This is a genomic window from Candidatus Binataceae bacterium, from assembly GCA_035650475.1.
Classification (GTDB): domain Bacteria; phylum Desulfobacterota; class Binatia; order Binatales; family Binataceae; genus JAKAVN01.
Genome location: DASRHP010000009.1, coordinates 44078 through 68721, shown reverse-complemented (window position 1 = coordinate 68721; position 24644 = coordinate 44078). Strand labels below are relative to the sequence as shown.

Genomic DNA, 24644 nt, shown 5'->3' with positions numbered 1-24644 from the left:
GGTAACAAGCAGGCACCGGCGGCGCTTTACGCTCACCGGACGGCGGACCAGGCAGTGGATAGATGTGCGAAGGGGAGCTTGCCCGGATTGTGCCACTGAACTAGTTACGGGCTCATCTTAAGGCGGCTTTGCTGTTCGGCACAAACTTGAGTTGGCCCCAGATGGCCTTTGCTGTTCAAGGCAGCGCGGGGGCTGCCGCCGGGACATAAGCCAGGGCTGCGTGCGGCTAAGCATCCGGCTCCCCCAAACCCCGCGGGCGTGCAGAGGGCGGGCGCGGATGAGACCAGCCGAGCACGGGTGAGGAAGCGCTATTCAAATGCTGAGAGCGATAGGGAGTCAACGCTGATGGGCAACTCACACGCTAGAGGAGGCAGGGAGTTGGACGAGTCATTCATCACCCTTCAACCCGACCAGGCGGTGGCCAAGGTGTTCGAGCCGATGCGCTCGGCGCAGGACACGCTGGCGCGGCTGGCCAAGGTACTGGAACCGATGGGCCAACTCGCCCAGCTGGCGGACGTCTTCGAACCGATCCGCAAGTTCCAGGAGGAGCTGGCGGACGTGGCGGCGGCCTTCGAGCCGATAAAGAGTTTCCACGGCCATCTGGAAAACCTCGCCAGTCGCTTTGAGCCGATGCGAGCTTTCCAGAGCCAGCTCCAGAAAGTGGCGAGCGCCTTCCAGGCGCAGCTCGTCGAGCTGGCGGCGGCGATGGAACCGGCGACCGCGTTCCAGGACCAGCTGGTCCACCTGATCAAGGCGTTCGAGCCGGCCAAGTCGTTGCAGCGCCGCTTCGTCGAACTGTCGCGCGCCTTTGCGCCCGGACAGCCTGAGAACGAAAGCGCGAACGTCGCCCACGACTCGGCTGCCGCCTAGGCCGGGGCGGCCGCCGAGCAATTCAGACAAGCGCGCACCGCCGGACAGCGGCGTGTACGCGGTGGTGCCAACCCGGAAGCGCGGTCTCTTAGGCCGTGCTTGGTGCGGTTGTCTGCCCTTCTGCATCGCGGGCGAGTTTGTGATATTTCGATCCGCGCGGAGCGAATCGCAGGCGCTGGTGGCGCCGAGCGAAAACCCTCGCTCCCGAGCAGGACGCTGATGCAGCCGTTCAAGAGTTTCACCGGTCTGGTCGCCCCGATGGATCGTGCCAACGTCGACACCGACCAGGTAATCCCCAAGCAGTTTCTCAAGGCCGTGGTGCGCAGCGGGCTGGGCAAGGGGCTCTTCTACGACTGGCGCAACCAACCCGACAAAGACTACGTACTCGACCAGCCGCGCTTCAAAGGCGCCTCGATCCTCGTCGCGCGGGCCAACTTCGGATGCGGCAGCTCGCGTGAGCATGCGGTGTGGGCGCTTGCCGACTTCGGCTTCAAGGTCGTGATCGCGCCGTCGTTCGCTGACATCTTCCGCAACAACTGTCTGAAAAACGGCGTGCTCGCAATCGTGCTCAAGCCCGAAGAGGTCGAAGCTATCTTTCAGGCGATCAAGCAGCACGAAGGTTACTCGCTGACGGTCGATCTCGCCGCGCAGAAGGCCTCCGACCAGTTCGGATGGTCGGCTCACTTCGACATCGACCCCTTCGCCAAGAAGTGCCTGCTCGAAGGACTCGACGACGTCGCGCTGACCCTGGTCCACGAGAAGGACATCGCCGCCTACGAGGCGGCGCATCCGCTGCCCTACCGGCTCTGAGACATCTGCGGCTGCTATAATCGCGCCGTGGCTCCGCGCACGGTGACGGCAGCGCCCGGGCAGCCGCGCATGCGGCTCGACGTCTTCGTCGCCGCCGCGCTCGGTGTCGAGCACTCGCGCTCGCAGGCCGCCCGCATGATCAAGGCGGGCCTTGTGCGGCTCAACCGCGCGCCGGGCCGCGCCGCCGATATCGTGCGCCCGGGCGACAGGGTCGAAATCCTGAACCCGCCCGAACCGATCGCGCCGCCGTCTGCACGCGACACGGCCGCCGCGCCGGATATCGACGTGCTCTTCGCCGACGACGAGCTGGTGGTGGTCAACAAGCCTGGCGCAATGACGGTGCATCCCGCGCCTGGCCATCCGGGCGGCACGCTGGTGGACGCACTGCTCGCGCGCTTTCCCGAGATGGCCGTGATGGCGGAGGCGGACGGCGTGATGCGCCCCGGTATCGTGCATCGCCTCGACAAGGGCACTACGGGCGTGATGGCGGTCGCGCGCACGCCGTATGCGCGCATGGAGCTCGCGCGCCAGTTCAAGGAACGTTCGGTGGACAAGCTGTATCTGGCGATTGTGCGTGGGCGCGTCGCCCGTGAGCGCTTTCTGATCGCGCGCCCCATTGGACGCCATCCGGTCGAGCGTAAGCGGATGTCGGTACGCTCGGCGCGCGGGCGCGAAGCGGTAAGCGAAGTCGCCGTGCTTGCGCGGATGGCTTCCGCACAGGGCGAGACAACGCTGGTTGGCGTGCGTCCACTGACCGGCCGCACCCATCAAATCCGTGTCCACCTCGCCTCGATCGGCCATCCCTGTCTCGGCGACCCGCTCTACGGCGGACGCCAGGGGCGGCACACGGACGGCGAGGCGGCGCCGTTTGCTCGTCAGGCGCTGCATGCGCTCGCGCTGACGCTCAGCCATCCACGCACCGGCGCGCGGCTGACTTTCGTCGCCCCGTTGCCGGCTGACTTCGCCGACTTTCTCGCCGCGCGCGGCGTTGCGGTTGACCGCGCGGCGGTCGAGCGATGGATCGCCGCGCGCGCCCGCCCGCTTGCAGAGCGGCCCGTTGACAGCCCTAGGGGGCTCCGGTAGCCTGATTTTCAAGGACCTGCGCGTTGAGCCGAAGCAGGCCAAATCCGATAATCGCCCGCCGCCGCCGTCGAATGACCCGCCCAAGGCCGGGCGCAGCCCCCCATCCCAGCTCCTGAGTTCGCGGGAGGAACCGGCTTCGGGTTTCGCTTGGGGCTCCACACGACGCAGAGCGGCCATTTGGGGAGAGCCGCGGCAGCCGCGGCCGGCGGCGAATTGATTCTTCGGTCAGCAGTTCTCTAGCAGGATTGGAGTCAGCGATTTTGCGGACAAGGCATATGGGCAAGGGCAGAGGGGCAAGGGGTGATGCTTCGGGACAGGCCGAAGAGCTGCGCGGCGGCCATCAGGCGCACGTGCGCGGCACCCAGGCCGTCACGATGGGCGAGGCCAACGGGGCGACGGCCGAGCACGCCGAGCCGCGTAATAACGGCGGCGAGGGCAGCGGCGGAGAAGCGCCCGAAAGCCAGCATTCGCGCGGCGCGCAGGCGCCGGGCGCGGCCGAGCGGCACGCTGCTGGAATCATCAGCGACGGTGGCGCGCTCAACCTAAAGGTGCTCAAGGGCGCCAAGATAACCGAGCTGGCGCAGATCGCGCGCGAATACAACATCGACGGCGCGACCAACATGCGCAAGCAGGAGATGATTTTCTCTATCCTGCAGGCGCAGGCCTCGCGCAATGGCTCGATCCTGGGCGAGGGCGTGCTTGAGATTCTGCCCGACGGCTTCGGTTTCCTGCGCGCGCCCGATTACAATTATCTGCCCGGTCCCGACGACATCTACATCTCGCCCAGTCAGATCCGGAAGTTCAACCTGCGCACCGGTGACATCGTCTCAGGCCTGATCCGGCCGCCCAAGGAGGGTGAGCGCTACTTCGCGCTGCTCAAGGTCGAGTCGATCAACTACGAGGATCCCGACAAGGCGCGCGACAAGATCCTGTTCGACAACCTCACTCCGCTCTACCCGCAGGAGCGGATCAAGCTGGAGTACGACCGCGAGGACTACACCACGCGGATAATCGACCTGGTCGCGCCGATCGGCAAGGGCCAGCGCGGGCTGATCGTCGCCGCCCCGTTCACCGGCAAGACCATGATGCTGCAGGCGATCGCCAAGGCGATCGCGCGCAACCATCCCGAGATTATCCTCATCGTGCTGCTGGTGGACGAGCGCCCCGAGGAAGTCACCGATATGCTGCGCTCGGTGCAGGGCGAGGTGGTCAGCTCAACTTTCGACGAGCCCGCCACCCGCCACGTGCAGGTGGCCGAGATGGTGATCGAGAAGGCGCGCCGGCTGGTTGAGCACGGGCGCGACGTAGTTATCCTGCTCGACTCGATCACACGCCTGGCGCGCGCCTATAACACGGTGGTCCCGCCGTCGGGCAAGATCCTCTCGGGCGGCGTCGATTCCAACGCGCTGCACAAGCCCAAGAAGTTCTTCGGCGCCGCGCGCAACACCGAGGACGGCGGCTCGCTGACCATCATCGCCACCGCCCTGGTCGATACCGGCAGCCGGATGGACGAGGTCATCTTCGAGGAGTTCAAGGGCACCGGCAACCAGCAGATCGCGCTCGACCGCCGGCTGCTCGAAAAACGCATCTTCCCAACCATCGACATCCAGCGCTCCTCGACCCGCAAGGAGGAGCTACTACTGCCGCGCAGCACGCTCAACCGGGTCTGGATCCTGCGCAAGCTGCTCTCGCAGCTCAACGCGGTCGAGGCGATGGAGTTCCTGCTCGACAAAATGCAGGGCACCAAGACCAACGACGAGTTCCTCGAATCGATGAACGCCTAGGCGGGCCGGCGCGCTAGGAAGTCGGCGGGTGGCTTGATAATTATTGAAGGCGGCCCGCGGCGCCCCTGCGCGCGGACGCCAGAGGGGAATTATGACCGAAATCAGCATGAAACAGCTCCTGGAGGCTGGGGTCCACTTCGGCCACCAGACCAGTCGCTGGAACCCGAAGATGAAGCCCTACATCTTCGGCGCCCGCAACGGCATCTACATCATCGACCTCCAGCAGACCGTGCGCATGTTCCGCGAAGCCTACGACTTCGTGCGCGACCTCGCGGCTCAGGGCGGCACCCTGCTCTTCGTCGGCACCAAGAAACAGGCCCAGGACATCGTCCGTGAGGAGGCCGAACGCTGCGGGATGTTCTATGTCAACAACCGCTGGCTGGGCGGGATGCTGACCAACTTCCAGACCATCCGCGCCTCCATCGAGCGGCTCAAGAAGCTCGAGGAGATTATGGCCGACCCCGAGATGATCCAGGCGTTGACCAAGAAGGAGATGAGCGAGAACGCGCGCGAGCACGCCAAGCTGATGGCGAATCTGGCCGGGATCAAGAACATGCGCAAGCTGCCCGACGCGCTGTGGGTGATCGACACCAAGAAGGAGGACATCGCGGTCGCCGAGGCCAAGCGGCTCGGCATTCCGGTCGTCGCCGTGGTCGATACGAACTGCGACCCTGACCTCATCGCCTACCGCATCCCGGGCAACGACGACGCCATTCGCGCGATCAAGCTGTTCACGGCGGCGATGGCCGACGCGGTGCTCGAAGGCAAGCGCCTCGCCGAGGAGCGACAGAAGGGCGAGGAGGACCTGGGCGCTAGCGCCGACGGCGCGCCCAGTCCCGAGCCGCCCAGCCAGTCGGTCTAGACACAGGATTATTTCCGGCACCCCGAGGCACCCCGCAAGCGGGTGGCGGGGCGCCGCAAGCTTGAATACTACGTACAGGGAATTTCGGATTCGGGATGGACATCAACGCAAACCTGGTCAGGGAGCTGCGCGACAAGACGGGAGCCGGCGTGATGGATTGCAAGAAGGCGCTGGCCGAGGCGAAGGGCGACCTCGAAAAGGCCGTCGTCTGGCTGCGCGAACGTGGTATCGCGCAGGCTGCCAAGCGCTCGGGCAAGCTCGCCTCCGAGGGCGCGGTGGGCGCCTACATCCACGCCGGCGGCAAGCTCGGGGTGCTGGTCGAGGTCAACTGCGAGACCGATTTCGTGGCCAAGACGCCCGAGTTCCAGACCCTGGTCAAGGAGATTGCGATGCAAATCGCGGCGACCAACCCGCGCTCGGTCAGCCGCGACGAGCTGCCCCCTGAGGTCATCGAACAGGAGCGCCAGATCTACGCCGCCCAGGCGGCCGACAAGCCCGAGGCGGTGGTCAAAAAGATCGTCGAGGGCAAGCTCGAGAAGTTCTATCGCGACGTCTGCCTCAACGAGCAGGCCTGGGTGCGCGACCCCAACCGCACCATCACGGACCTGCTCGGCGAGTACGTGGCCAAGCTCGGCGAAAAGATCGAGATTCGCCGCTTCGTGCGCTTCCAGCTCGGCGAGGCGCGCGACGGCGCCTCGGCCGCCGGCGCGTAGCCGGCGCGGCTGTCTCAGGAGGGGTAGGGCGATGAGTGAGGCGGTCGGCGGCGCGGCACAAAAGCCCCGCTTCCGCCGCGTGCTGCTCAAGCTGTCGGGACAGGCGCTGGCGCCCGCCGGTGCAAGCGGCATCGACCTCGACACGCTCGCCGCGGTCGCCCTGGAAATCAAGGAGGTAAGCGCGCTCGGGGTGCAGCTCGCGATGGTGATCGGCGCGGGCAACATCCTGCGCGGCAGCGAATACGAGGCGCGCGGGATGGACCGCGCGAGCGCCGACCAGATGGGGATGCTGGGCACGGTGATCAACGCGCTGGCCCTGCAAAACGCCCTCGAGCGCGCCGGCGTCACCACCCGCGTGCTCTCGGCGATCGCGATGCAGGCGGTGTGCGAACCCTACATCCGCCGCCGCGCGGTGCGCCATCTGGAAAAGGGCCGGGTGGTGATCTTCGCCGCCGGCACCGGCAATCCCTACTTCACCACCGACACCGCGGCCAGCCTGCGCGCGCTGGAGATCGGCGCCGAGGTCATCCTCAAGGCCAGCCATCACGTCGATGGGGTCTATGACCGCGACCCCCTGCGCGAGCCGGGCGCCCGGCGCTTCGACCACCTGACCTACCTTGACCTGCTCGAGCGCGGCCTCAAGGTGATGGACTCGACGGCGATCTCGATGTGCATGGACAACAACCTGCCGATCATCGTGTTTAACCTGCGCCAGACCGGTAATATAAAAAGGGCCGTGATGGGCGAGCCGATCGGGACCTGGGTGCAAAGTGGCCGCTGAAGAAGCCCACGCCGAAGTCATTGAGATGGCGCGCCTCCAGATGGAGGAAGCGTTGGAGTCGCTGCGCCACGAGTTCGCGCGGGTACGCACCGGGCGCGCCTCGACCGCGCTGCTCGAGGGGCTGCAGGTCAATTATTACGGCGCGAAGACTCCCCTGCGCCAGCTCGCCGGGCTGTCGGCGCCCGAGCCGCGGCTGCTCGTGATCACGCCCTATGACAAGGGCGCGTTGCACGAGATCGAAAAGGCGATCCAGACCTCCGACCTGGGACTCACGCCGATCAACGACGGCAAAATCATCCGGGTGCCAATTCCCGAGCTGACCGAAGAGCGGCGCAAGGAACTGGTACGCCACGTGCGAAAGGTCGCCGAAGAGCATCGGGTCGGCGTGCGCAACCATCGGCGCGACGCCAATGATGAGCTCAAGCGGCTGCACAAGGACAAGAAGCTCACCGACGACGCCTTGCGCGCCGCCGAAGCCAAGGTGCAGCAGCTGACCACCGAGGTGATCGATAGGATCGACAAGGTGCTGGCCGCCAAGGAAGCCGAGATCATGGAGGTCTGAAACCGCCCGGCAGGCCCCCGCTGGCGCTGCGGCGCGACTAACCCGGTTCGTGGCTTCACTCCCACTCGACGAATTTCCCGGACTCTCGCTCGACCCGGCGCGCCTGCCCCGTCACGTCGCGATCGTGATGGACGGCAACGGCCGCTGGGCGAGCCAACGCGGGCTCACCCGCTCGGCGGGCCATCGCCGCGGCAAGGATTCGGTGCGCGCAGTGGTCGAAGCCGCGCGCGAGATCGGCATCGCCTATCTCACCCTCTTCGTCTTCTCCAATGAGAACTGGCAGCGTCCGAGCACCGAGGTGCGTTTCCTGATGGAGCTGTTCCATCGCTACCTGCTCACCGAGACCAAGCGGCTGATGAAGCGCGACATCCGCGTGATCGCGCTGGGCGACCTCGATCGGCTGCCGCCGCCGGTGCGCCGCGCGCTGGACAGCGCGGTCGCGGCGACAGCGAACAACCGCTCGATGACCGCGGTGCTGGCGCTCTCCTACGGCGGGCGTCAGGACGTGGCGCGGGCCGCGCGGCGGATCGCCGAGGACGTCGCCGCCTGCCGGCTGCGGCCCGAGGAGGTGGACGAGCAGGCGGTGGCGAGCCGGCTCGCCGGCGGCTGCGACCTGCCCGACCCCGACCTGTTGATCCGGACTTCCGGCGAGCAGCGGATTTCGAATTTCTTCCTCTACCAACTTGCCTACACCGAGCTGTATTTCACCAACACCCTGTGGCCCGACTTTCGCGAACGCGATTTTCTCCAAGCACTCGTGGCCTACCAGCAGCGCGAGCGGCGCTTCGGCGCGCTCGACGCCGCCTCTACCGGCAACCAACGCCTGCGTGCTGCGAACTAGGGTCTGGACCGCGCTGATCGCGCTGCCCGCGCTCTTTGCGGTGGTGGTGTTCGCGCCGCCCGCGGCCTTCAGCGCCTTTATCGGCGTGTTGACGGCATGGGGGCTCTACGAGGTCGCCGCGATGACTCGCGCATGCGGCGCAGCGCCGCTGGCGGCGCTCGTGGTAGCCGGAGGAGGAACCGCACTTGTGCTGAGTTGCGCGCCGCAGCCGCTGTGGTTCGTCCCGCTTGCGGTGGTGCTCGCGATGCTCACTTTCACGGCGCGCGTCGGCCTCAATGGCGCGGCCCCCTCGACGCCCGGGCTCGGCTTGACCGTGCTCGGCGCATTCTACGTCGGCGCGCTGTTCCCCTATTTCGCGCTGCTGCGCAATGGCCCCACTGGAATCGCGACCCTGGTTCTCGTCCTGCTGCTGGTGATGGCGAGCGACACGGGAGCCTATTTCGCGGGCTCGTGGCTGGGACGGACCAAGTTGGCCCCGCGCCTGAGCCCGAACAAGACCGTCGAAGGGGCAGTCGGCGGGCTGGTGCTCTGCGTCGCCGCGGGCCTTGGATTGCGCGCGCCGCTCGTGCCGCAGTGGAGCCCCGCCAAGACGCTGGCGCTTTCGGCCGCGTTCGGGATTCTGGCGCAGCTCGGCGATCTGGCCGGCTCGGCGTTCAAGCGTAGCGCGGGCGTGAAGGACTCGGGCTGGATTATCCCCGGGCACGGCGGTCTGCTGGACCGCACGTGCAGCATGGTTTTCGCCGTGGCTTTGGCCTATTATTGGAGCAGGTGACCCTGTGGAGCCGCTCGTCCCCGCGCGCAGGCACCCCCGCCTTTTCAGCCAATTATGATCACATCCATCGTTTCAGCGGTCATCATTTTCGCCCTCCTGATCCTCGTCCACGAGGCGGGCCACTTCGTGATGGCCAAGCGCTCCGGAGTGCGGGTCCTGCGCTTCTCGATCGGCTACCCGCCCCGGCTATTCGGAATCCGGCGCGGCCAGACCGATTACGCGATCGGCGCAACCCCGCTCGGCGGATACGTCCGGATGCTCGGCGACGAGGTCGCCGAGGAACCCAACGCTGATACGCTGGAGGGCTTCCTGCGCGAGCTTCAGGCCGATCTTCTGGACGCCGAACGTCGGCACCGCGGCGCCCCCGCGCGTCCGGCCGCCGAACGCGACCAAGCGCTGCTCGCGCTGGCCCGGCGCGTCGTATCGTCCGCGGATCAGCCTCCGGCTGAAAGCGCCGACGCAATACTCGGGCGCGAGGTGCGTCCGGACGAGGCGCTTCTGCTCGAAGAGGTCGAGCGATGCGGCTCGGTCGAGACGGCGGTCAAGAATCTGGTCGAGCGCCGGCCGGCGGCGCTGATGCAGTGTTACCGCGCGCAGGCTTTTCCGACCCAGAGCTTGTGGCGGCGCACCAAGATCGTGATGGCCGGCCCGGTGTCGAATATCCTGTTCGCCCCGATTCTGATGGCGCTCGTCTATGTTTACGGTGTGCCGTACACCAAGCCGATCGTCGGCATGGTCAAGCAGGGGATGCCAGCAGCGACCGCCGGGCTGCGCTCGGGCGACGAGGTGCTGGCGGTGGACGGGCGCAAGGTCGAGAGCTGGGCGGACCTTTCCGACGCGATCAAATCGAGCGCCGGGGCGCGGCTGAAGATCGATATCGCGCGTCCCACTGCGGGCGGCGCGCCGAGGCGGCTGGCGATCGAGGTCACGCCGGTGCGCCAGAACGAGAAAACCATCTATGGCACGACGATGCCGGTGTGGCTCATCGGCGTCGGGCCGCGCGGCGACGAGGGCACGCTGCACTACGGGCCGCTGCGCGCGGTCGGCGCGAGTCTGACAGCGACCGCCAACCTGAGCTACCAGCTGGTGATGGGAATCGCGATGGTGATCAACGGCACCACGCCGGCGCGCCAGGCGCTGGGCGGGCCGATCATGATCGCCAAGATGGCCGGCAAGGAGGCCCATCGCGGGCTCGCCGACCTTGCCGGGTTCACCGTGATGCTGAGCCTGGAGCTGGGAATTATCAACCTGCTGCCGGTGCCGCTGCTCGACGGCGGGCACCTGTTCTTCTTCCTGCTCGAGGGCCTGCGCGGTAAGCCGTTGCAGCTTCGCCATCGCGAGTTCGCGATGCAGATCGGGCTGCTGTTGCTGGTGGCGCTGATGACCTTCGTGATCGTGAATGACCTCTCGCACATTATGCGCAGTTGACACCGCTCTGCACGCCGCATCCGCGGCGGGGCCGGTGCTGGGAATCGAAACCGGCGGCGCGCAGGCCGAGCTTGCGGTCGTCGCCGGCGGACGGGTGCTCGCCGAGTGCTCGCGCCCGGTCGCCTCGCACGGCGCCGAGTTGCCCGAGGCGGTGGCAGCGCTGCTCGAGCAGGCCGCGCTCACAACCGGGGATCTGAAGGGGATCGCGGTCGGGATCGGCCCGGGCTCCTTCACCGGGTTGCGCGTGGGGTTGAGCTACGCCAAGGGGGTAGCGATGGCTTCGGGATGCGCGCTGGTGGGAGTGTCGAGCCTCGATACGCTGGCGCTGGCGGCGATGGCCGAGGCCGAATGCCCGCCGGGGCGGATGATTTGCACAGTGCTGGACGCTCGCAAGGGCGAAGTCTATGCTGCCCTTTACCGGGTCTGTGGCGATGGGCTAGAAAAGCTATCGGATGACCTCGTGCTTGCGCTCGGGAATTTGGCCCCGCGTCTGGACGTCGACGTTGTGCTGGTCGGCGACTGCAAGGCCGCGGAAGCCTGCTCTTTGGTTACCGGTGCACAAGGCCAGGCGATGAGCCTGCAAATGGCCCGGCTGCGCCTGCGCGGCCGGGCGGTGGCGGCGTTGGGTGCCGTCAGAGTCGCGGCGGGGGAGGTTGACAACACCTTCGCCCTGCAGGCGCTGTACGTGCGCTCTGCGGAGGCGATCTTCGGGTCCGGTCAGTCTAACTTCGGGAGCGACGGGAAATGGAGCGGAAGGAAGAAGAACTCATCCTTCAGTATGCGCCCTATGACGAAGAACTAAGGACGGCGTACGAGGAGCACAACGAGCTCAAACACCGGCTCGAGTCGTTCCGCAACAAGCTCTATCTGACAACCGACGAGGAACTGGAAAAGAAAAGGATTCAGAAGCTGAAACTGGCCTCCAAGGATCGCATCATGGCGATCCTGCATCGCCATCAGCACGAGGCGCCCTAGGCTCGCGGCGCGCCCCGGGGGCGCGCGCGGGCCATCACCCACTGATGCCAAGCCATACCATCTCGGTCCTGGTCGAAAACGAATTCGGCGTGCTGTCGCGAGTGGCCGGGCTGTTCTCCAGCCGCGGTTTCAACATCCAGTCGCTGACCGTCAACGAAGACCCGCTCGACCCCACCGTCTCGCGCATCGTGCTCGTCACCAGCGGCGACGAGCAGGTGCTCGAGCAGATCAACAAGCAGCTCAACAAGCTCGTTTCGGTGATCAAGGTCATCGACTTCAAGGACACCAGCATCATCGAGCGCGAGATGGTGATGGTGAAGGTGGCGGTGGAGGAGCGCACGCGCGCCGAGCTCGACTCGATCGTCGCCGCCTTCCGCGCCCACGTGGTCGATATCGGGCCGCGCTCGGTGACGGTCGAGATCACCGGCGACGAGGACAAGATCAAGGCCTTCATCGCGCTGGTGCGCCCGCTCGGGATCAAAGAGGTCGTGCGCTCGGGCAAGATCGCGATGGCCCGCGCGGTGCAGCACGAGACCAACCATCGCGCCTCCGCGCGCGAAACCACTTAGGAGACTGCCATGCAGGTCTATTATGATCGCGACGCCGATCTCAGCCGGCTGCGCCCCCACAAGATCGCCATCCTTGGCTTCGGCAGCCAGGGCCATGCCCATGCGCTCAACCTGCGCGACAGCGGGATGGACGTGCGAGTGGGCCTGCGCAAGGGCAGCCCCTCGTGGGAGAAGGCCGCCAAACAGGGCCTGCCGGTGTTCGACACCGCCGAGGCCGCGCGCCAGGCCGACATCGTGATGATGCTGGTGCCGGACGAGATGGGCGCCGACATCTACAGCGCCGAAGTCGCTCCCCATCTGACCGCGGGCAAGTATCTCGCCTTCGGCCACGGCTTCAACATCCATTTCAAGTTCATCAAGCCGGCGGCGGGCGTGAACGTCTTCATGATCGCGCCCAAGGGCCCCGGCCATCTGGTGCGCTCGGAGTACGTCAAGGGGCGCGGCGTGCCCTGCCTGCTCGCGGTCGAGCAGGATCCCTCGCGCGACACCAAGGAGATCGGGCTGGCCTACGGCGCGGCGATCGGCGGCGGGCGCGCGGCGATTATCGAAACCACTTTCCGCGAGGAAACCGAAACCGACCTCTTCGGCGAGCAATCGGTGCTTTGCGGCGGATTGACCGAGCTTATCCGCGCCGGCTTCGAGACCTTGGTCGCCGCCGGTTACGCGCCCGAGATGGCCTACTTCGAGTGCGTCCACGAGGTCAAGCTGATCGTGGACCTCATCTACGAGGGCGGCATCGCCAACATGCGCTATTCGATCAGCAACACCGCCGAGTACGGCGACATGACCCGCGGCAAGAAGGTGGTTGGCCCAGCCTCGCGCGAGGCGATGAAGCAGATCCTTGCCGACATCCAGTCGGGCAAGTTCGCCAACGAATGGATCTCCGAGTATCGCGCTGGGCTGCCGCGCTTTCGCGAGCTGCGTAAGGAGGCTGAAAAGCATCCGCTCGAGGAGGTCGGCCGTCGGCTGCGCTCGTTCATGCCGTGGCTCGCCAGCGACCGGCTGGTGGACAAGAGCAGAAACTGAGGAGCGTTGTTTTCTTGAACCAGACGCTCGCATCGGGGGCTGCCGGCTGGGCCTGGCGCGTCGGCAAGGCGGTCAGAATCGCCGCCGAGGGCGTCATGATCTCGGCCGCGCTGCTGGCGCTTGGGGTTTTGATGATTGTCCTGGGATGGCGCTGGCCAGGCGCGATCGTTATTGCCGCCGGCGCCGCGTGCGCCGCCTTCTTCCGCGACCCCGAGCGCTCGGCCACGGCCGCCTCCGAGCACGTCGTGCTTTCGGGCGCCGACGGCACCGTGAGCGACATCGCCGAGGCCGAGCTTCCGGGCGCGGCGGCGGGCGAACGCTGCCAGCGGGTGTCGGTTTTCATGTCGCCGCTCAACGTGCACGTCAACCGCGCGCCGGTGGACGGCGAGGTGGTCAGCGTGCGGCACACCCCGGGCGCCTTTCACGCCGCCTTCCGCGACCACGCCAGCGAGCATAACGAGCGCAACCTGATCGTGTTCGCCGACCGGCGCGGGCGGCGCCATGCGATGATGCAGATTGCGGGCTACCTGGCGCGCCGCATCGTATGCCGCGTCGGTCCGCACGACAGCGTGCGTTGCGGCGACCGCATCGGCCTTATCATGTTCGGCAGCCGCGTCGATCATTTTCTGCCGTCCGGCTACCGGGCGACGGTCCGGGTCGGCGATCGCGTGCGCGCGGGCGAAAGCGTGATCGGAGAGCTCGGCCAATGAACCGGACGGAAGGTAATCGTCCGCGCCGCCGCCCGCGGATGAAGCTCATCTCGGGCCGCCTTGAAGAGCAGCGCGAGCGGGTGGTCGCGCCACTGCGCCGCGGCGTTTTCCTCGTCCCCGCCTCGATCACCTCGCTCGGCCTGCTCTCGGGCTTCTTCGCCCTGGTCTCGGCGATCAACGCGCATTTCGAGCTCGCGGCCGTGATGATCTTCATCGCGTTCATCTGCGACGGGCTCGACGGACGCGTCGCGCGGCTGTCGCGCACCTCCAGCGCCTTCGGCGTCGAGTACGACAGCCTCTCCGACGTGGTCGCCTTCGGCGTGGCGCCGGCCGGCGTCGCCTATTGCTGGTCGCTGCGGCTGCTCGGCGCGTGGGGTGTTGTGATCGCGGGCGTGTACGTCATCTGCGCGGCGCTGCGGCTGGCGCGCTTCAACGTGCAGACCGCGAACGTGGACAAGCGACGCTTCGTCGGCCTGCCGGTGCCGGGCGCGGCGGTGATGATCGCGGGGCTGGTGCTCGCCTACAGCTACTTCGAGCTCAACTCGCCGCGCGCGCTGTGCACGCTGATGGCACCGCTGACCGTCGCACTCGCCGGCCTGATGATCTCGCGCGTGCCCTACCCCAGCTTCAAGACCGTCAACCTGCGCCAGCGCGCGGCGGTCGAGTGGGTGGTGGCGATGCTGGTCCTGTTGGCGTTCCTGTTCGCAATGCCGCAGTTCACCGCCTTCCTGCTGGCGACCGCCTACGTCGTCTCGGGGCCGTACCTGCTGATGCGCGGCGAGCGGACGCAGGCGATGGCCCCGATGCTGCGCCCGATGGGCGAGAGCAATGCTACGGTGGCGCCACCGCCGTCGCGCAAGTCGCCGCAGCGCTCGTCCCGCGCCACGGGCGATTTGTCCTCGCCACCTCAGGGCCGCTAAGCCGGGCACCTTGACGCTCCGGCGAGTGGCGTTTAAGATACGGGGCATGTCGCTGACGTTGACTCTGCTGCTCGGACTGCTGCTTAGCCTGGGCCTTATTGGGGCCCACGCCGGGAGCGTCGCCGAGCAGGCTTAAAGCGCAGCGACTTTAAAGCTTGAAGCGAACGCCCCGGGCGATGGGCCAAACAGGCCGCCCGGGGCGTTTTCTTATTTGCGCGTCGTGCGGCACGAGGCCCGCGCAGCCGGGACGTCGAGAGGGGAGAGAGACGCCGATGGCCAAGACGATAAACGATGTCCGCGACATCCTGCCCGACCCCGACTACGTCCGCATCTTCGACACCACCCTGCGCGACGGCGAGCAATCGCCCGGATGCACGATGAACGTCGAGGAGAAGCTCGCGATCGCGCGCCAGCTCGAGCGCCTCGGCGTGGACATCATCGAGGCCGGCTTCGCCGCCTCCTCGCCGGGCGACTTCGAGTCCGTAACTCGCATCGCCGACGCGCTCACCCGCCCGACCGTGCTCAGCCTCTCGCGCACCCGCGAGGAGGACGTCGACGCGGCGCTGCGCGCGGTGGAGAAGGCCAAAAACCCCGGCATCCACATCTTCATCGCGACCTCCGACATCCATCTCAAGTACAAGCTCAACATGACGCGCGAGGATGTGCTCGCCGCGGCGACCTGGGCGGTGGCGCGCGCCAAGCGCCACCTCGACTACATCGAGTTCTCCTGCGAGGACGCCTCGCGCTCGGAGTGGGAGTTCATGGCCAAGCTTTGCGCCGAGGTTATCCGCGCCGGCGCGCGCATCATCAACCTGCCCGACACCACTGGCCACGCGATCCCCGAGGAGTTCGGCGAGATGTTCGCCTACATGCGGCGCACCGTCGAAGGCGCCGAGCGCGTGGTGTGGAGCGCGCATTGCCATAACGATCTCGGCCTTGCGGTCGCCAACTCGCTGGCCGCGATCCGCAACGGCGCGCGTCAGGTCGAATGCACGATCAACGGCATCGGCGAGCGCGCCGGCAACACCTCGATGGAGGAGGTCGTGATGGCGCTGCGGACGCGCAAGGACCTGATGCGCGTGCGCACCGGGATCGACACCCGCCAGATCTATCCCGCCTCGCGCCTGCTCTCGCAGATCATCGGCCAGGCGGTGCCGCCCAACAAGCCCGTGGTCGGCGACAACGCCTTCGCCCACGAGGCCGGCATCCATCAGGACGGCGTACTCAAGCACAAGCTGACCTACGAGATCATGAAGCCCGAGGACATCGGGATCCCCTCCAACAAGCTCGTGCTGGGCAAGCATTCGGGCCGCCACGCCTTCGTCAATCGGCTGACCGAGCTCGGCGTCGACACGTCGGCGCTCGACGTCAACCGCGCCTTCGCCGAGTTCAAGGCGCTGTGTGACAAGAAGAAGGTCGTGTACGACGACGACATCCTGGCCCTCGTCACCGAGGAAACCCGCCGCACCGCCGACCAGTTCGAGCTGGTCGACGTCCAGGTGACCTCGTCGGCGCGCAGCACGCCGCATGCGATCGTCACGATGCGGACGGGCGACGGCGAGGAGCGAGTCGCCGAGGCGACCGGCGACGGGATGGTGGACGCGTGCTACAAGGCGATCTACAAGCTGGCCGGCGTGCAGCCGGCGCTCGAACGCTACTCGGTCAAAGCGATCACCGGCGGCACCGACGCGCTCGGCGAGGTGAGCTGCCTGGTGCGCGCCGACGGGATGACGGTTGCCGGACAGGGCGCCCACAGCGACATCGTGATGGCGAGCGCGCTGGCGCTGGTCAACGCGCTCAACCGTCTGCGCGCGCGCACGCATCAGGCGCCCCGCCCCGCCGACGGGCCTTGAGCGGACCGCGCCAAGCGGCGCAGGGCTTGCCGCGGCAGTGGCGTTGGGCTAAGTGCTTATGGCGTCGAGCGGCGCACGTCGGTGCGCCGCACGCCGCGAGGATTGAAAGAAGGGGGAAGAGCGCGCCGCCGCAAGAGCCGCCAACCGCTGGTTGTGTCGCCGCGCACCGCTCCTGACCGCGCTCAACCGACCTGGCTCTACACGGACCGCACTTTCGCGGCCGTTACTGCGCAAATTTAGATGGCCTACAAGATTCTGGTTCTCAAGGGTGACGGTATCGGCCCCGAAGTCGTGGGCGAGGCCTTGCAGGTGCTCAAGATCGTCGCGCGTAACGCCGCGCTCGCGCTCGAGTTCAAGGAAGCACCCGTCGGCGGTCATGCGCTTGACCAGTTTGGCACCCCGCTGCCCGACGACGTGCTCAAACAAGCGCGCGACAGCGACGCCATCCTCCTCGGCGCGGTCGGCGGCCCCAAGTGGGACAACCCCAGAGCCGACCAGCGCCCCGAGCAAGCGCTGCTGACCCTGCGCAAGGAGCTCGGCCTGTTCGCCAACGTGCGCCCGGTCAAGGCGATCAAGGAGCTGACCGCGGCCTCGCCGCTGCGCCAGGAAATCGTCAACGGCGTCGACCTGGTCGTGATCCGCGAGCTGACGGGAGGCATCTACTACGGCAAGCCATCCGAGCGGCGGATGCACGGCGACCAGCGCGAGGCGGTCGATACCTGCACGTACAACGAAGAGGAGATCACGCGTGTCCTGCGCTACGGCTTCGAACTGGCGCGCAACCGGCGCAAGCGCCTGACCTCGGTGGACAAAGCCAACATCCTTGCGACCTCGCGCCTGTGGCGCGAAATCGCAAGCGAGCTCGCTTCCGAGTACACCGACGTCACCTTCGAGAACCAACTCGTTGATTCGATGGCGATGCATCTGATCCGCCGCCCACGCGACTTCGACGTCGTCGTCACCGAGAACATGTTCGGCGACATCCTGACCGACGAGGCGTCGGTGCTGGCGGGTTCGATGGGTCTGCTGCCGTCGGCCTCGCTGGGCGACGAGCTCAACGGCGCGGGATGCCGGGTCGGGCTGTTCGAGCCGATCCACGGCAGCGCGCCCGACATCGCCGGCCGCGACGAAGCCAATCCGCTCGCCGCCATCCTCTCGGCCGCGATGTTGCTCGAGCATTCGCTCGGGATGCGTGCCGAGGCCGAAACGATCGCGCAGGCGGTCGAGGCGGTGGTGCGCGAGGGCTATCGCACGCGCGATCTGGGCGGCGGCGCCGGGACCAAAACTGTCGGCTGCAAGGCGATGGGTCGGCTGGTGCGCGAACGGCTCGAGGCCACGGAAGCGTAGGTATGGCCGCGGCGCACCGCCGCGAGGTGAAAATCGCCGTCGTCGGCGCGACCGGCGCAGTCGGCACCCAGATCGTCGAGCTACTCGACGCGCGCGCAGTGCCCTGCGCCGAACTGGCGCTGTATGCGACCGCGCGCGGCGCCGCGCAGACGCTCGAAGCCTACGGCAGCGAGCAGCGCGTCGCCGAACTCGACGAGCCCGCCGCGCTCGCGCACTTCGATATCGCATTCCTCGCCGTTCCACCGAGCGTCGCCGCGGACATTATCCGCGCGCGGCCCGGACCCGCGCTCGTTGACCTGAGCGCGGCGACGCGCGCACCGTCGGCGGCGATTCCGCTGGTGGCGCCCGGATTCGAGGCGCCCGAGTCAATCGCGCAAATCGCAGCGCGCGGCAGAACCGTCGCGATCGCCCATCCCGCGGCCCACGTGCTCGCGACGATTATCGGCGCGGCCGGCGCGCAAAACCGCACTGTATGCGCGACGGTGATGCTCGGCGCCAGCGCCGAGGGGCGCCAGAGCGTCGAGGAAGTTGCGCGCGAGGCGGGCGCACTGCTGAGCGGCGCGCACAGCCTCGAGGAAGGCGAGCCGCAACGCGCTTTCAACGCGTCACCTGGAGATCCCGCGGGCGAACTCGCTGCCGCGCTATCCGCGCAAGCCGCTGCGCTCGTGCACGCGGCGCCCCGGCTGCTCGTCGAGACCGTAACTATCGCCGTGCTGCACGGCTCGGCGATGACCGTGCTGATTTCCGATCCGCCCGCGCCCGCCGAGCTGCCGGCGCGGCTACGCGCCGCGCCGGGAATCCTGATGATGGAGAGCGAGGAGGCGAAGGCGAGCGTGATCGACGCGATCGGCCAGGAGGCCGTACTGGTCAGGCTCAGCGTGCACGGCGCGGGCGCCGCGATCTGGTGCGCATTCGACAGCGCCCGCCTCGCCGCGCTCGACGCGGTGTGGATAGCCGAGAAACTCGCCGCGGCCGAGGCACCCGGCGCGGCCTAGGCCGGCGCAGCCCACGATGCAGGTCCGTCTGCGGCTCGAATACGACGGCAGCAATTATTCCGGATGGCAGATCCAGAGCGGCCAGGATTCAATCCAGGCGCGCCTGGAGGAGGCGCTGGCGCGGATTTTCGGCGCGCCAGTGCGCGTGCGCGGCGCCGGCCGCACCGACGCCGGCGTCCATGCGCGCGGACAGGTGGCGGCGGCGCGGCTGCCGCGGCGCTTTGACCCGGCCGAGCTTGCGCGCGCGCTCAACGCGATGCTGGCGGCGGATATCGTGGTGCTGGAGGCCGCCGAGGTGGCTGAGAATTTCGACCCGCGGCGCGACGCGCGGCTGCGAATCTACGAGTATCGGGTGCTCAACCGGCCGCTGCCGTCGGTGTTCGAGCGCAACTACGCATGGCATGTGCGCGAGCCGCTCGACCTCGACGCGATGAACGCGGCTGCGCGGGTCTTCGTCGGTGAGCACGATTTCGCCGCCTTTCGCTCGCTCGGCTCGGAAGAAAAAACCACGGTGCGGCGCGTCGAATTCAGCGCGTGGCGGCGCGCGGAGCCGAGCCTGCTCGTCTACCGCGTCGAGGCGACCGCCTTTTTGCGCCACATGGTGCGCACGATGGTGGCAGCGATGGCCGAAGTCGGGCGTGGGAAGTACAGCGCTGAAGCACTTGCCAAGCTGCTCGCGCGCGGCGAGCGCGCGCTCGCGCCGGCGCCGGCGCCCGCCGCCGGACTTTACCTGGTCGAGGTTCGTTACTAGCGCCCGGCCAGCGCAGGTTGCAAAATTCCCGACGGGACGGGCGGCTTTGAACGGGGGTTGCAAAAAACGCTTCTGCCCCAACGGGCGCGCGCAGGAGCTGTTGAAAAATCGTTGTGGTTCTTAAGAAATACGCGCATTTTCGGGCGGCTGTGTCTTGCAAAACGCGTGATCGTGGTTCACGCTCTGCTTGCGGGAATCACTCTCGCCGACAAGGAGGATGATGATGACGCAGTCGCAGGTCGCGGCGCATCTCGCCGACAAGGTCAAAATTTCGAAGAAGGAAGCCAAGAGCGTGCTGGAGGAGCTCACCGGCCTGGTCGTGCGCGAGCTCAAGAAAGAGGGTTCGCTGCGCCTGGCGGGGCTGGGGATTTTCCGCAAGCGCAAGACCAAGGCGCGGATGGGCCGCAATCCGGCCACCGGGGAACAGATCAAGATTCCGGCGCGCACCCGCCTGCGCTTCACCCCCGCCAAGTCGCTCAAGGACGCGGTGCTCGGCGCGCGCTAGAGGCGGGCGATTGTGATTTTGACGGGGCGCGAGGCCGAAGCCCTCTTCGGCCTCGCCGTTCCGCTTCCATTTCAGTTGCGGCCGCGGAGCCGGAGCGCGTTAACCCGGGCGCTCGGCGCCGCCCTCCGCGCGCGGCTGGCGCAGCGCAATCCTTGAGCGCGACGCTTCGGCGACCGGCGCATCGAGCCGCAGACCGAAGCCGTCAGCCAGCCGCGTCAGGTAGTTGAAGACCCCGACGATGTGCGCGACTTCGAGGCAGGCGCGATCGTCGAAACCCAACTCGCGCAACGGTTTCCAGTCCTCCTCGGTCATCCGCACCGCTTCGGCGCTGAGCTTCTCCGCCACTGCGCACAACGCGCGCTCGCGCGCGTTCAACGTCCTGAGCTCGCGCCATCGCCTGGCCTTGATCGCCTCGATCAGCTCGGAGTCGCCGCCCTCGACACGCAGAAACTCTGCGTGGGACTGGGTTCAGTAATGGCAATCCTGGGCGGCGGCTGCCACCGCCGCAACCATCTCGCGCTCGGCGCGCGCAAGCGCGCCCGCGCCGAACATGATTCGCGCGACCAAGCGTTGAAAATAGGGAGCGATCCCCGGATGCGCCGCGACCAGGCGCGCCATCGCCGGCACCCGCCCGGCGCCGATGCTGTAGGGATGGTCGGCGGGGAATGACGCGAGCATCTCCTGCTCGCTCGGCAGCTCGACCCACGCTTCGCGATCCTTTTCCGCTCCCATCACGCGGCCTCCGCTTGCTGACTCGACGCTCCCGGCGCGCGTCGGGCCTTATCCGCCGGGTTTTTTCGCCGCCGGCGGCGGGGCGGATCGTCCCCCGCCGCGGCGCGCCATCCGCGCGCGTTCGAGGTACTCACGCATCCGGCTCTCGTAGCCGCGCTCGGAGGGCTCGTAGTAAATCCGCTCGCCGAGCTCGACCGGCATGTACCGCTGCTCGTTGATCGCGCCTTCTGAGTTATGCGGGTAGCGGTAACCCTCGGCGTAGCCGAGCTTGCGCATCAGCGGCGTCGGCGCGTTGCGCAGATGGAGCGGCACGGGCAACGCCCCGCGCTCGAGCGCGTCGGAACGCGCCGCCAGCATCGCGCGGTACGACGCGTTGGATTTGGGCGCGCAGGCGAGATAGGTCACACCCTGCGCCAGCGGGATCGCGCCCTCCGGCATCCCGACGAAATCGACCGCCTCCTTGACCGCCATCGCGACCTGGAGCGCGCGCGGATCGGCGTTGCCGACGTCCTCGGCCGCGAAAATCACCATCCGGCGCGCGATGAACAGCGGATCCTCGCCCGCCTCGATCATCCGCGTCATCCAGTACATCGCGGCGTCGGGGTCGGAGCCGCGCAGGCTCTTGATGAAGGCGGAGACGACGTTGTAGTGCTCCTCGCCTGCGCGGTCGTAGAGCAGGGTCTTCTGCTGCGCCGCCTCACGCACGTGCTCGGGCGCAATCGCCGCGCTCCCGGCTTGGCGGGCAAGCGTCGCCGCGACTTCCAAGGTGTTGAGCGCGCGGCGCGCGTCGCCCGCGGCAAAGCGCACCAGCTCGGCAAGCGATTCGTCCTCCAGCGCGAGCCCGCTGCGGCCGAGCCCGCGCTCGGGATCGGCCAGTGCGCGCCTGACGATCGTCGTGATGTCCTCGTCGCCGAGCGCGCGCAGCACCAGCACGCGGGTACGCGAGAGCAGCGGCGCGATCACCTCGAAGGACGGGTTCTCGGTGGTCGCGCCGATAAGCGTGATGAGTCCGCTCTCGACGTGGGGCAGGATCGCGTCCTGCTGCCCCCGGTTCCATCGATGGATCTCGTCGATGAAGACGACCGTGCGCCGCCCGCTGGCGTCGAGCTCGCGCTGCGCCGCCTCGACCGCCTCGCGCAGGTCGGCGACCCCCGCGGTGACCGCCGCAATCGTGCGCATCGCGGCGCCCGACTGGCGCGCGAGCAGCAGCGCGAGTGTCGTCTTGCCGCTGCCGGGCGGCCCCCACAGGATGACCGACGGCAGGCTGCCGGCTTCCAGCGTGCGGTGCAACAGCTTGCCCGCGCCGAGCAGGTGGTCCTGGCCGACGACCTCGTCGAGCCTCTGCGGACGCATCCGATCGGCCAGCGGCTGGGCCGCCGGCTTGCGCGCGGCAAAGAGCGTGGGCTCCGCACCAGACTTGCGCCGGGCCATGGCGCAAACCCTATCACAGCGCTCCGCCCACCCGCATCCGGGGCCTATTTACCGACGGGCCGTGGGTGTTCTAGCCTTGGGTGGGCTGGACACACGGCGCCGGCACCACCTGATGATCGTCGGAATCGACATCGGCGGATCCACCACCGACGCGGTCACCGTTGACAACGGCGACTACCACGTCGTCACGATCGAGGCCAACGACCCGGTCGCGGCGGCGGCCGGCGCGCTCGGCAAGCTCATCGAACAGAACAACCTCCGGCTCGAGCAGGTGGCCTGCGTGGCGGCAACCGGCGCCGGCTCGCGCGCGCTGTCGGACACCCTGTTCGGGCGGCCGGTGATCAAGGTTAGCGAATTCACCGCGATCGGAATCGGCGGGACCTCGCTGTGCGGCAAGCGCGACGCGCTGGTGGTTTCGCTCGGCACCGGCACCGCGCTGGTCGCGGTCCACGGCGACAAGATCGAGCACTTCGGCGGCACCGGGCTCGGCGGCGGCACGCTGCGCGGGCTCTCCAAGCACATGCTCGGGGTCTCGACGCTGGAGACGCTCGAAGCGCTGGCGCAGCGCGGCGACTTGGCCCGCATCGACCTTACCGTGCGCGACATCGCGGGTGGCCCGCTGGGCGACCTGCCGCCCGGCACCACCGCCTCGAACTTCGGCAAGATCACCGCCGACGCGACTGCCGAGGACAAGGCGCTCGCGATCATGAACATGATCGTCGAAGCGGTCAGCGTGCTGAGCCTGGCCGCCGCGCGTGCCAGCGGCCTTCAGGACATCGTGCTCACCGGCAAGCTGACGCGGGTTTTCCGCTTCATGCAGCGTCAGAAGCGGCTTGCCCTGCTCGGCCGCTTCACGATCCCCGAACACGCCGACTACGCCACCGCGATCGGCGCCGCGCGGGCCGCCGGCGGCCCGCTGCGCTGAGCTGCGCGGCGGCGGGTTCGAATCCCCGCCTGGATAACGATACAATCGCGCGTAGCGAGCGGCGGCGCCTCCCAGGGCCTGCGCGCCGCAGCATCCTCCGGCCTTCCCGGAACAGGAGTCGCGATGGCCAGCGAACTGCTCAGCGGATTTCGGATGCTCGATCTGACCGACGAGCGCGGCGCGCTCTGCGGCAAGATCTTCGCCGATCTGGGCGCCGACGTGGTCAAGGTCGAGCCGCCCTCCGGATGCCCGACTAGGCGTATCCCGCCGTTTCTCGACGACCAGCCGGGCCCCGACCGCGGGCTCTATTTCATCGCCTACCAGGCGGGCAAGCGCTCGGTGACGCTCAACCTAGAGTCGGCCGACGGCCGCGCGCTGCTGGAAGACCTCGCGCGCAAGTCGGACTTCCTGGTCGAATCGTTCGCGCCGGGCTACATGGACTCGCTGGGGCTCGGCTACGAGCGGCTCGCCGAACTCAACCCGCGGCTCATCTACGCCTCGATCACGCCGTTCGGCGACAGCGGCCCGGCCCGCAACTACAAGGCCGCCGATATCGTTTCGTGGGCCTCGGGCGGCCCGATGTTCATGATGGGCGAGAAGGGGAGGCCGCCGCTGGAGATGAGTGTGCCGCAGGCCGGGCTGCATGCCGGCGCCGAGGCCGCGGTCGCCTCGCTCCTTGCCCATTACCCGCGCGAGATCGAGGGCCGCGGGCAGCGTGTGATCGTCAACACCCAGGCGTGCGTGGTGTGGACGCTGATGAATGAACAGGCGATGCCGATCATGCATGGCGACTATATCCGGCGCGATGGCGTGTACTACTCGGCCACCGGCTCGCGCCGCCAGCTGGTGTACGCTTGCAAGGACGGCTACATCTCGACCCTGCTCGCCGGCGGCCCCGGTGTGGGCGCCATCTCGATGAAGGGGCTGGTGGGATGGATGGCCGAGAAGGGCTGCGCGGCGCAGTGGATGATCGACAAGGATTGGGCGAGCTGGGTGCCAGGAATCCTGATGAAGGCGACCGAAAAAGACCTCGAAGAGATCGCCGACCTCGAAGATCGCGTGCGCCGCTTCTTCGCGACCATGACCAAGCGCGAGATCTACGCCGAAGGCCTCAAGCGGCGCATCCTGCTCGCCCCGGTCGCGACCGCCGCCGACATCGCCGAGGACGAACAGCTCAAGGCACGTAACTACTTCGTCCGGATTGAACACGACACGCTGGGCCGCACGCTGACCCTGCCGGGCGCGTTCGCCAAGATGAGCGTCACGCCGATCGGACCGGCGCGCCGCGCCCCGCGCCTGGGCGAGCATAACGGCGAGGTATGGGGCGAGCTGATGGGAATCGACGGCGGGCGGATGAGCCGCCTGCGCGCGATCGGCGCGATCTGAGCCGGCGGGGAGG

The 24644-nt window shown here is 67.8% G+C and carries 27 protein-coding genes; 24 read left to right on the top strand and 3 right to left on the bottom strand.

All coding sequences use genetic code 11. From position 1 onward, the window contains the following. Positions 1-378: 378 nt before the first annotated feature. From VFB33_06545 to VFB33_06440, 22 genes are all read left to right on the top strand, one after another. Positions 379-870, top strand: a complete 492-nt coding sequence (locus tag VFB33_06545; protein HZO81338.1) for a hypothetical protein — start codon at positions 379-381, stop codon at positions 868-870. 219 nt (positions 871-1089) lie between these two features. Beyond that, complete coding sequence (gene leuD, locus VFB33_06540; GenBank protein ID HZO81337.1) at positions 1090-1680, top strand: 3-isopropylmalate dehydratase small subunit; 591 nt, start codon at positions 1090-1092, stop codon at positions 1678-1680. A gap of 69 nt (positions 1681-1749) precedes the next feature. Continuing rightward, on the top strand, positions 1750-2763 hold the full coding sequence (locus VFB33_06535) for an RluA family pseudouridine synthase (GenBank protein ID HZO81336.1): 1014 nt from the start codon (positions 1750-1752) through the stop codon (positions 2761-2763). Positions 2764-3038: 275 nt separating this feature from the next. Next, complete coding sequence (rho, locus tag VFB33_06530; GenBank protein HZO81335.1) at positions 3039-4547, top strand: transcription termination factor Rho; 1509 nt, start codon at positions 3039-3041, stop codon at positions 4545-4547. A gap of 106 nt (positions 4548-4653) precedes the next feature. Beyond that, positions 4654-5409, top strand: coding sequence for a 30S ribosomal protein S2 (gene rpsB / locus VFB33_06525; protein HZO81334.1), 756 nt, complete (start codon positions 4654-4656; stop codon positions 5407-5409). 95 nt (positions 5410-5504) lie between these two features. Then, entirely contained in the window at positions 5505-6122 is a 618-nt protein-coding gene (gene tsf, locus VFB33_06520) for a translation elongation factor Ts (protein HZO81333.1), read from the top strand. A gap of 31 nt (positions 6123-6153) precedes the next feature. Continuing rightward, a complete protein-coding gene (gene pyrH, locus VFB33_06515; GenBank protein HZO81332.1) occupies positions 6154-6903 on the top strand; it encodes a UMP kinase in 750 nt (249 codons plus the stop codon). Then, the gene (gene frr, locus VFB33_06510) at positions 6893-7465 is read left to right on the top strand and encodes a ribosome recycling factor (protein HZO81331.1); all 573 of its coding nucleotides are present in this window, start codon (positions 6893-6895) and stop codon (positions 7463-7465) included. The genes pyrH and frr overlap by 11 nt, the downstream gene beginning before the upstream one ends. Positions 7466-7514: 49 nt before the next feature. Then, on the top strand, positions 7515-8306 hold the full coding sequence (locus tag VFB33_06505) for an isoprenyl transferase (protein HZO81330.1): 792 nt from the start codon (positions 7515-7517) through the stop codon (positions 8304-8306). Next, positions 8293-9078: a phosphatidate cytidylyltransferase gene (locus VFB33_06500; GenBank protein ID HZO81329.1), complete on the top strand. Its 786-nt coding sequence runs from the start codon at positions 8293-8295 to the stop codon at positions 9076-9078. Before VFB33_06505 ends, VFB33_06500 begins: the two co-directional genes overlap by 14 nt. A 54-nt stretch (positions 9079-9132) precedes the next feature. After that, positions 9133-10506, top strand: coding sequence for an RIP metalloprotease RseP (gene rseP, locus VFB33_06495; GenBank protein ID HZO81328.1), 1374 nt, complete (start codon positions 9133-9135; stop codon positions 10504-10506). A 34-nt stretch (positions 10507-10540) separates the two neighbouring features. After that, positions 10541-11308 (top strand): tRNA (adenosine(37)-N6)-threonylcarbamoyltransferase complex dimerization subunit type 1 TsaB, encoded by a 768-nt coding sequence (gene tsaB / locus VFB33_06490; protein ID HZO81327.1) that lies wholly within the window; start codon positions 10541-10543, stop codon positions 11306-11308. Beyond that, positions 11251-11481, top strand: coding sequence for a hypothetical protein (locus VFB33_06485; GenBank protein HZO81326.1), 231 nt, complete (start codon positions 11251-11253; stop codon positions 11479-11481). The genes tsaB and VFB33_06485 overlap by 58 nt, the downstream gene beginning before the upstream one ends. A gap of 44 nt (positions 11482-11525) precedes the next feature. Continuing rightward, positions 11526-12050, top strand: a complete 525-nt coding sequence (gene ilvN, locus VFB33_06480; protein ID HZO81325.1) for an acetolactate synthase small subunit — start codon at positions 11526-11528, stop codon at positions 12048-12050. A 9-nt stretch (positions 12051-12059) separates the two neighbouring features. After that, positions 12060-13076 carry a ketol-acid reductoisomerase gene (ilvC, locus tag VFB33_06475; GenBank protein HZO81324.1) on the top strand — a complete coding sequence of 339 codons (1017 nt, stop codon included), beginning with the start codon at positions 12060-12062 and terminating at the stop codon, positions 13074-13076. A gap of 14 nt (positions 13077-13090) precedes the next feature. Beyond that, entirely contained in the window at positions 13091-13786 is a 696-nt protein-coding gene (locus VFB33_06470; GenBank protein HZO81323.1) for a phosphatidylserine decarboxylase, read from the top strand. After that, complete coding sequence (gene pssA, locus VFB33_06465) at positions 13783-14706, top strand: CDP-diacylglycerol--serine O-phosphatidyltransferase (protein ID HZO81322.1); 924 nt, start codon at positions 13783-13785, stop codon at positions 14704-14706. The genes VFB33_06470 and pssA overlap by 4 nt, the downstream gene beginning before the upstream one ends. A gap of 272 nt (positions 14707-14978) precedes the next feature. Then, positions 14979-16559 carry a 2-isopropylmalate synthase gene (locus VFB33_06460; protein ID HZO81321.1) on the top strand — a complete coding sequence of 527 codons (1581 nt, stop codon included), beginning with the start codon at positions 14979-14981 and terminating at the stop codon, positions 16557-16559. A 240-nt stretch (positions 16560-16799) separates the two neighbouring features. Then, positions 16800-17906 (top strand): 3-isopropylmalate dehydrogenase, encoded by a 1107-nt coding sequence (leuB, locus tag VFB33_06455; GenBank protein ID HZO81320.1) that lies wholly within the window; start codon positions 16800-16802, stop codon positions 17904-17906. A 2-nt stretch (positions 17907-17908) separates the two neighbouring features. Next, positions 17909-18901 (top strand): hypothetical protein, encoded by a 993-nt coding sequence (locus VFB33_06450; protein ID HZO81319.1) that lies wholly within the window; start codon positions 17909-17911, stop codon positions 18899-18901. Between the two features lie 16 nt (positions 18902-18917). Beyond that, positions 18918-19652 (top strand): tRNA pseudouridine(38-40) synthase TruA, encoded by a 735-nt coding sequence (gene truA / locus VFB33_06445; GenBank protein HZO81318.1) that lies wholly within the window; start codon positions 18918-18920, stop codon positions 19650-19652. Between the two features lie 223 nt (positions 19653-19875). Further along, on the top strand, positions 19876-20157 hold the full coding sequence (locus VFB33_06440; protein ID HZO81317.1) for an HU family DNA-binding protein: 282 nt from the start codon (positions 19876-19878) through the stop codon (positions 20155-20157). Between the two features lie 99 nt (positions 20158-20256). Here VFB33_06440 and VFB33_06435 read toward each other — a convergent pair whose 3' ends face one another. The 3 genes from VFB33_06435 to VFB33_06425 all read right to left on the bottom strand — a co-directional run bounded on the left by VFB33_06435 (position 20257) and on the right by VFB33_06425 (position 22320). Further along, positions 20257-20532 (bottom strand): hypothetical protein, encoded by a 276-nt coding sequence (locus VFB33_06435; GenBank protein HZO81316.1) that lies wholly within the window; start codon positions 20530-20532, stop codon positions 20257-20259. Positions 20533-20625: 93 nt separating this feature from the next. Next, positions 20626-20889, bottom strand: coding sequence for a hypothetical protein (locus VFB33_06430; GenBank protein HZO81315.1), 264 nt, complete (start codon positions 20887-20889; stop codon positions 20626-20628). A 48-nt stretch (positions 20890-20937) separates the two neighbouring features. After that, positions 20938-22320: a replication-associated recombination protein A gene (locus VFB33_06425; GenBank protein ID HZO81314.1), complete on the bottom strand. Its 1383-nt coding sequence runs from the start codon at positions 22318-22320 to the stop codon at positions 20938-20940. Between the two features lie 112 nt (positions 22321-22432). Here VFB33_06425 and VFB33_06420 point away from each other — a divergent pair, with 112 nt between their 5' ends. Beyond that, entirely contained in the window at positions 22433-23245 is an 813-nt protein-coding gene (locus VFB33_06420) for a hypothetical protein (protein ID HZO81313.1), read from the top strand. A gap of 123 nt (positions 23246-23368) precedes the next feature. Then, positions 23369-24631 carry a CoA transferase gene (locus tag VFB33_06415; protein ID HZO81312.1) on the top strand — a complete coding sequence of 421 codons (1263 nt, stop codon included), beginning with the start codon at positions 23369-23371 and terminating at the stop codon, positions 24629-24631. Positions 24632-24644 lie beyond the last annotated feature (13 nt).